The following is a 7,669-nucleotide window of genomic DNA, read 5'->3' on the forward strand; positions in this document are numbered from 1 at the left end:
TTTGTTCTTAATTAATAGAGTCTCCTCTTAATTTACGATATTTTTTTCTTGCATTTACTAAGTAAATACTTGAAGGATATTCAAATATAATTTTTTGATAATATTCTTTTGCTTTTTCAATGTTGTTTAATTTATTTAAATATAATTCTGCTAAAAAATAATGAGCATCATCAGCCAAAATATCTTTATTGTTTAATAATATTATTTGCAAATAATTATGTTCAGCTTTTTTTAAATTATTAGTTTTTTCAAATAGTTGTGCTTGTTTAAACAAAGCTTCATCTTCAATAGGATGCCCTTTAAAGTTTTTTAACACCAAATTAAGGGTGTCTATTGCCTGCTTGTTTTTATTTTGAAAAGAAAGCAAGTCTGCAATAGCATATTTTTTAAGTGCTATTTTTAAACTGTCTTTTACGGCATTATCAGCAATTAATAAATTTAAATCTAAAGCGTCATTTGCAATTAATTGTGAGGTTGATTTTTTTAAGACTTTTAATTGTGTTTGTGCCCATTCAAAATCTCCTTTAAAATAGGAAGTTTGTGCAATTTTAAAACGTGCTGTTTGTCCAATAGTATGGTTTTTTAAATCGTTTTGAACTTGAGTATAATAAATTAATGCTGTGCTAAATTTATTGTCATAAACTAAGATATCAGCTAATTTTGTTTTTAAAGTTCCTTTTTGAAATTGATTGATAGGTAATTTGAGAGCATCTTTTAAAACGGTTATGGCTTTTTTAGTTTCTTTTTTTCTAAATGCTAAAAATTCTGCATAAGTAGCTTGTATGTTAATGGTATTGCTATTTTTCCCATAATCAGAAAAAAGTTCTTGAAATTGTGTTTCAATTTGATTTGTTGAAACGTTTGTTTTCATATTAATTTCTAATAAATACAATTTAGAAATTAGCTCATTTCTCAATTTATCTGAATTTTCTAAAACATAATGAAATGCATTTTTTGAAGCTTCAAAATCTTGATAATTAAAAGCAATTTTTCCTAATTCAATAATTGGATTTAAATCTACCAAATTTCTTTTATGTAATGCTTTTTCTTGAATTAATGCTTTATTGTATTCTTTTTGTTGAATAAATAACCAGCTTAGCAAATTATTCCAACTGTTTTGAGGATTGTTTTGCAAGCGCTTTATCAATAGTTTTTTTAAGGTAATATTGTGTTTGTTTTCAGAGTCATCTGTAATAAATTTGCCTATATAATTTTTAACACTTGATAAATAATTATTATTGGTTTCAATTAAATTTAAATAGGTGCTAAACATATTTTCAATTTCAGCTTTTTCGCCATAAATTGTAGCTATTTGAAAATTATAATTGGCACTTGGATTTATTTCCATTATTTTTTTATACGCTAATAAAGCATAATCTAGCAAATGATTGTCTTGAAAAGTTTTTCCAATCATATAGCCTAATTTGGGCTCTTTTTCAATTGAGCTTAATGCTTTTTCGTAATAAATGGTAGCTTTTTCTTGTAAATGTTGCAACTGAAAATTATAACCTAATTTTATCCATAAATAATCTTGGTTTGGAAAGTTTTTTAATTGAAATTTAATAAGCGTTTCAACTTCTTCGAAATTTTCTAACTGTTGATGACAATCTATTAAAAAATTAAAATAAGTACTATTGTAAGGATGCTTTTTATATAAATCCTTGTACATAACAACTGCTTTTTCGTAATTACCATTTCTAAAATATTGATATGCTAATTGTTGTTCTTGTGCATTTATTTGCAAAGAAAAACCTATTAATAATATGAAAATTAGTTTACGCATTTACAGTATTATGTACTTTCAAAGATAACCAAACAAGTGTTAAAGTTTTTATAAATACCAGTTATTTTGACCTACTTGGTGTAACATTTTGGCACGAAAATTGTCTTTAAAGAAAAATAACCATTAAACTTTATATCATGAATGATTTATTACAACACTACGAAATAGCAAAAAAGAATGCTAATAAGTATATGAGAAAAGGACAATTAAATGCTTATGTTGATGCTTTAATTGAAATGAATCATTACAAAAAATTAATGAAAGCAGTTATTGCTAATTAATTATTTCAAACCCACAGTACTTTACTAAAACCTCAGGAATTTTTATACCTTCTGGTGTTTGGCAGTTTTCTAATAAACCAGCCATTACTCGAGGTAAGGCTAAAGAGCTTCCGTTAAGTGTATGTGCTAACTCTGTTTTACCATCACTGTTTTTAAATCTAAGTTTTAGTCTATTTGCTTGAAAGGTTTCAAAGTTTGAAACGGAGCTAATTTCTAACCAACGATCTTGTGCTGTTGAAAATACTTCAAAATCATAAGTCAGTGCAGAGGTAAATCCAATATCACCACCACATAAACGTAAAATTCTATAAGGTAAATTCAATTCACGTAAAATTTCTTTAACGTGGTTTACCATACTATCTAAAGCTTCATATGATTTTGTAGGATGTTCAACTCTAACAATTTCAACTTTATCAAATTGATGCAATCTATTTAAACCTCTAACATGCGCTCCGTATGAACCAGCTTCACGTCTAAAACAAGGCGTATAAGCAGTTTTTAAAATAGGAAACTCATCTTCTTTTAAAATAACATCTCTAAATATATTAGTTACTGGTACTTCAGCTGTTGGAATTAAATATAAATTATCTTGTGCGTCGTGGTACATTTGCCCTTCTTTATCGGGCAGTTGTCCTGTTCCAATTCCAGAAGCCTCATTTACCAAATGAGGAACTTGAACCTCATTGTAGCCTGCTTCTGAATTTTTGTCTAAAAAATAATTGATTAATGCACGTTGTAATTTTGCACCTTTTCCTTTGTAAACTGGAAATCCGGCACCTGTAATTTTATTTCCTAATTCAAAATCAATAATATCATATTTTTTGGCTAGCTCCCAATGTGGTAAAGCACCTTGGTATAAAACAGGAACTTTGCCTTCTTCAAAAACGGTTAAATTATCTTCTTCTGAAGAGCCAGCAGGAACAATTTCATTAGGTATGTTAGGTATTAGATATAGCAACTCCTGTAGTTCGTTTGCTTTATTTTGAAGGTTTTCAGTAAGAATTTTTGACTGTTCTTTTAGCTGAACTGTTTTTTGTTTTAAAATCTCAGCTTTTTGGCGTTCACCAGATTTAAATAACTGTCCAATATCTTTCGATATTTTATTCGATTCAGCTAAAATACTATCCAATTGTGTTTGAATGGATCTTCTTTCTTCATCTGCTGTAATAGTTTTTTCAACTAATTCATCAGCATTTTTTAAATTTCTTTTTGCTAAACCTTTTAAAACAGTTTCCTTATTTTCTCTAATGTACGCTACTTGTAACATAGTTATTGCTCTTTAAATTGAAACGCAAATTTAAGAAATTGCTACGAAAGGAAGTGAAATACTTTTGCTTCATTTTAAAGAAATAAGCTCATTTATTTTTGAATTTACTCAAAGAGCTATTAATATGTTGAATTTATAAATGATTTTGTATAAACTTAATGGAGTTTTCCTTATCCTTTTTTAGTTGATTTTTTAGATCTTCGATAGATTCAAATTTTTGTTCTTCTCTTAAGAATTTTAATACATCTACTTGAATGGTTTCATTATATAGGTTTTGATTAAAATCAAAAAAATGGATTTCAATGGTTTGGTTTTTTCCACTAACAGTTGGTCTAAAACCTATGTTCATCATACCAAAAATCTGTTTGTTTTTAATTTCAGACGTAACAATATAAGCCCCAGTTTTTGGAAGTAGTTTATACATTTCATTGACATGTAAATTAGCTGTAGGAAACCCTATTTTTTCTCCTAAATTTTTTCCTTTTACAATGTTTCCAGAAATCATAAAAGGATAGCCTAAATTTTGATTGGCTTCAATTATTTGACCCCGCTCTATTGCTTTTCTAATTTTTGTTGAACTGATGGCGATATTACTAATATCTTGTCTCGGAATTGCTTTTACATCAAAATTATAGATTTTTCCGTACTCAACTAATTGCTTAAAATTACCTTCTCTATTATTTCCAAAATGATGGTCGTAACCAATAACCAATTTACCTATGTTTAACTTGTTTACCAATACATTTTTAACAAAGTCTAAGGCAGATTGTTTTGCAAATTTTTCATTAAATTCGTGAATAACTAAAATATCTAAACCTAATTTTTCTAAAAGTTGTATTCGTTCTTCAATAGTGTTAATTAATTTAATGTTTGTTTCTTTTTGAAGCACCATTCTAGGATGTGGAAAAAATGTTAGTAGCACTGAGGTTGCTCCATTTTTTTTAGCACTATTAATCAAGTCCTTTATAACCTTTTTGTGACCAATATGGACTCCATCAAAAGTTCCAATGGTAACAAAAGTTTTATTTTTTGATGTATAGTTATGTAAATTGGTATAAATTTTCAAAATTGAAAAACGATATTACTTTAATAAGGGTGTAAAAATACTTTATTTAATTAAATTTTATACAGATAATAATTTTATATTGTCATTAAAATTGCATTCATAATATTATAATTTATATTTGTGTTTTTTAGGTAATTTTAAAATTAATAAGCCTTATATATGAAACAATTTAGGAATAAATTTTACTTTCTACTTGTTTTTTTGTTTTCATTAGTTATTCAAGTTTCAGCACAAAACGGTAAAAAGCTATGGAAAAAGACAGTTAAACTTGAAAGAAATGGAGCAGCTAAGGTGAAAAGAAAAACTTTGCCTAAAAAGTTTGAAGTTTTTGAGTTAAATTCTGAAATGCTCAAAACTAAATTGAGGAGTACTCCAAAACGTAAAGGGGTGTTGAAAAAATCAAATACAATTATAGATTTTCCAAATTCAGACGGAGAATTAGAAAGATATGAGGTGTTTGAAGCTTCAATTATGGATGAAAATCTTCAAAAAAAGCACCCAAGCATAAAGTCGTATATCGGAAAAGGAATTGACAATCCAGGTTCAATCATAAGGCTAAGTCTAACTTCATTAGGGTTTCATGGAATGATTTTAGAAAAAAATGGCAATGCGAATTTTATAGATCCATATACAAAAGAGGATGATTCTTATATTGTTTATTCTAAAAAGAATTTACCTTCCATAGAACCTTTTCAATGTAAATTTGATGAAATTAATCCTAAAGCGGAAGTTTCAAATATAAATCTAGTTCCTGAAAACGCTAATGATGGTAATTTAAGAACATTTAGATTGGCTGTAGCCACTACTGGTGAGTATTCCCAATTTCATTTAACAAATCAAAATGTAAGTACTGGAGCAACTGATGAAGAAAAAAAAGCAGTTGTATTATCAGCTATTGTTGTTACAATGACTCGAGTTAATGCTATTTTTGAAAGAGATGTAGCTTTAACTATGAAACTTGTTGATAATAATTCATCTATAATTTTTTTAGATGCGGTAACTGATGGTTTTACAAATGATGACGGGGAAGTATTAATAAATGAAAGTCAATCTATTATTGATGCAAATATAGGTTTTCAAAATTATGATATTGGGCATACATTTAGTACCGGAGGAGGTGGTTTAGCACAGGTGAATTCACCTTGTACAACAAACAAGGCAAGAGGAATTACTGGTTCAAACAATCCGATAGGTGATGCTTATGATATAGATTATGTTGCTCATGAAATGGGGCACCAATTTGGAGCTCACCATACCTTCAATGGAGATGCTGGTAATTGTGCACCACCAAACAGGAATGATGGTACTGCTGTTGAACCAGGTAGTGGGTCAACAATAATGGCTTATGCGGGTATTTGTTCGCCTCAAAATGTACAACAAAACAGTGATGATTATTTTCATTTAGTGAGTATTAGAGAAATGTGGGCAAATATAAGTGTTGGAAATAGTGCTTGTGCTGAACTAACAGCAACAAATAATTCGTCACCAATAATAGAACCCTTATCTAATTATGCAATTCCAGTTTCTACACCTTTTGTATTAGATGTTCAAGCTTCTGATTCTGATGGAGATAACTTAACATATACTTGGGAGCAATTAGATACGGAAATTAATGGATATCCTTTAGTTTCAACTTTTACCGGTGGTCCAGTTTTTAGATCAGTTCCTCCAACTTCAGAATCTATGAGGTATTTTCCAAATCAGCTAACGGTGAATTCAGGCGATTTAGCTAATTTTTGGGAAGTATTGCCTTCAGTAGGAAGAGCCATGCGTTTTGGTGTCAATGTTAGAGATAATTCAATTAATGGAGGGCAAACAGTCAGTGATGAAACGGTTTTAACTGTGGTTGAAGGTTCAGGACCATTTAAAGTAACATCTCAAATAGAAAGCTCAACTTGGGATGCAGGGACTTCTCAAACAATTACTTGGGATGTAGCAAATACAAATTTAGCTCCAATAAATTGTTCAAATGTAAATATTTTACTATCTGTTGATGGTGGAATGACTTATCCAACAATTCTTGCTTCCAATGTATCAAACAATGGGCTACATGAAATAATAGTTCCTAACATATCTTCAAATAAGGTAAGGGTCAAGGTTGAAAGTGTAGGAAATGTTTTTTATGCAATCAATAAAGCAAATTTAAGTATACAATCTTCAGAATTTATCATGAATTTTGAAAATTTTGAAAAAAGTACCTGTGTACCAACAAGTGTTACTTATAATTTTACATACAATACTTATTTAGGTTTTAATGAAACAACAACATTTTCGGCAACAGGAAATCCAGTGGGAACTATAGTAGAGTTTAATCCTTCTTCTGCTACTGAGAATAATACCAGTGTAGAAATGATTGTATCAAATATTGATGAAACTCATTTAGGAGTTCATACAATTTCTGTAAAAGGAACATCAACATCTGTAAACAAAACTACAAGCGTAGCTTTAAATGTTTTTTCTTCAAATTTAGCTGAGCCAACTTTATTATTTCCAACCAACAATAACCAAAGTGTGTTAAAACCATATACTTTAAGTTGGAATGAAAATATAAATGCTGCTTTTTATATTGTTGAAATTGCAACAGACAATACATTTTCAACAATTTTAGAGTCTTCAATAGTGAGTGAAACAAATTTCTCTCCTCAAAATTTACAAACAAACTCTACTTATTTTTGGAGAGTTAAGGCTCAAAATGATTGCGGTGAAAGTGTTTTTTCTGAAGTTAATAGCTTCACAACAGAGGATGAAGTATGTAACACACATACATCAACTGATGTGCCTAAAAGCATCCCAGATAACTCAGTTTTAGGTGTTAATTCAAGTATTACAATTGTTGAAAACAAAGTGATAAGAGATGTGAATGTAAACTTAACGATAACACATTCGTATATTGGAGATTTAACATTAACATTAATTAGTCCATCAGGAAAATCAGTGTTGTTATCTTCAAATATAGGAAATGATGGAAGTGGATATGTTAACACTACTTTTGATGATGAAGCAGTTTCTGAAATAAGTTTAGAAACACCGCCTTACACAGGTGAATTTATTCCACAAGGTAATTTATCAGATTTTTATAATGAAGAATCTAAAGGGCAATGGTTGTTAAAAGTCGTTGATGCTGGAGATGCAGATATTGGTCAAATTGAAAATTGGAGTCTTGAAATTTGTGGCGTTCCAATTCTTATAAATGACGATGATAATGATGGTGTGAGTAATGAGATTGATCAATGTCCAAATACACCTATAGGAACTTATGTTGATGAAGCAGG

5 protein-coding genes are annotated in these 7,669 nt (G+C 29.2%); 2 read left to right on the forward strand and 3 right to left on the reverse strand.

Annotated elements, in window-relative coordinates:
* Window positions 1-7 precede the first annotated feature (7 nt).
* Window positions 8-1,783, reverse strand: coding sequence for a tetratricopeptide repeat protein (locus tag Q0714_RS03670; protein WP_298262955.1), 1,776 nt, complete (start codon window positions 1,781-1,783; stop codon window positions 8-10).
* 137 nt (window positions 1,784-1,920) lie between these two features.
* Here Q0714_RS03670 and Q0714_RS03675 point away from each other — a divergent pair, with 137 nt between their 5' ends.
* A complete protein-coding gene (locus Q0714_RS03675) occupies window positions 1,921-2,064 on the forward strand; it encodes a hypothetical protein (RefSeq protein ID WP_298262956.1) in 144 nt (47 codons plus the stop codon).
* Here the strand turns inward: Q0714_RS03675 and serS are convergent.
* Window positions 2,057-3,331, reverse strand: coding sequence for a serine--tRNA ligase (serS, locus tag Q0714_RS03680; RefSeq protein WP_298262957.1), 1,275 nt, complete (start codon window positions 3,329-3,331; stop codon window positions 2,057-2,059). The two genes, Q0714_RS03675 and serS, sit on opposite strands and share 8 nt — an antisense overlap.
* Window positions 3,332-3,464: 133 nt before the next feature.
* Entirely contained in the window at window positions 3,465-4,397 is a 933-nt protein-coding gene (locus Q0714_RS03685; RefSeq protein ID WP_298262958.1) for a bifunctional riboflavin kinase/FAD synthetase, read from the reverse strand.
* A gap of 159 nt (window positions 4,398-4,556) precedes the next feature.
* Here Q0714_RS03685 and Q0714_RS03690 point away from each other — a divergent pair.
* Window positions 4,557-7,669, forward strand: a 3,113-nt coding sequence (locus tag Q0714_RS03690; protein ID WP_298262959.1) for a reprolysin-like metallopeptidase, incomplete at its 3' end; no start/stop codon positions are given.

Origin of the sequence: uncultured Lutibacter sp. (assembly GCF_947493565.1) — a bacterium.
Classification (GTDB): Bacteria; Bacteroidota; Bacteroidia; order Flavobacteriales; family Flavobacteriaceae; genus Lutibacter; species Lutibacter aestuarii.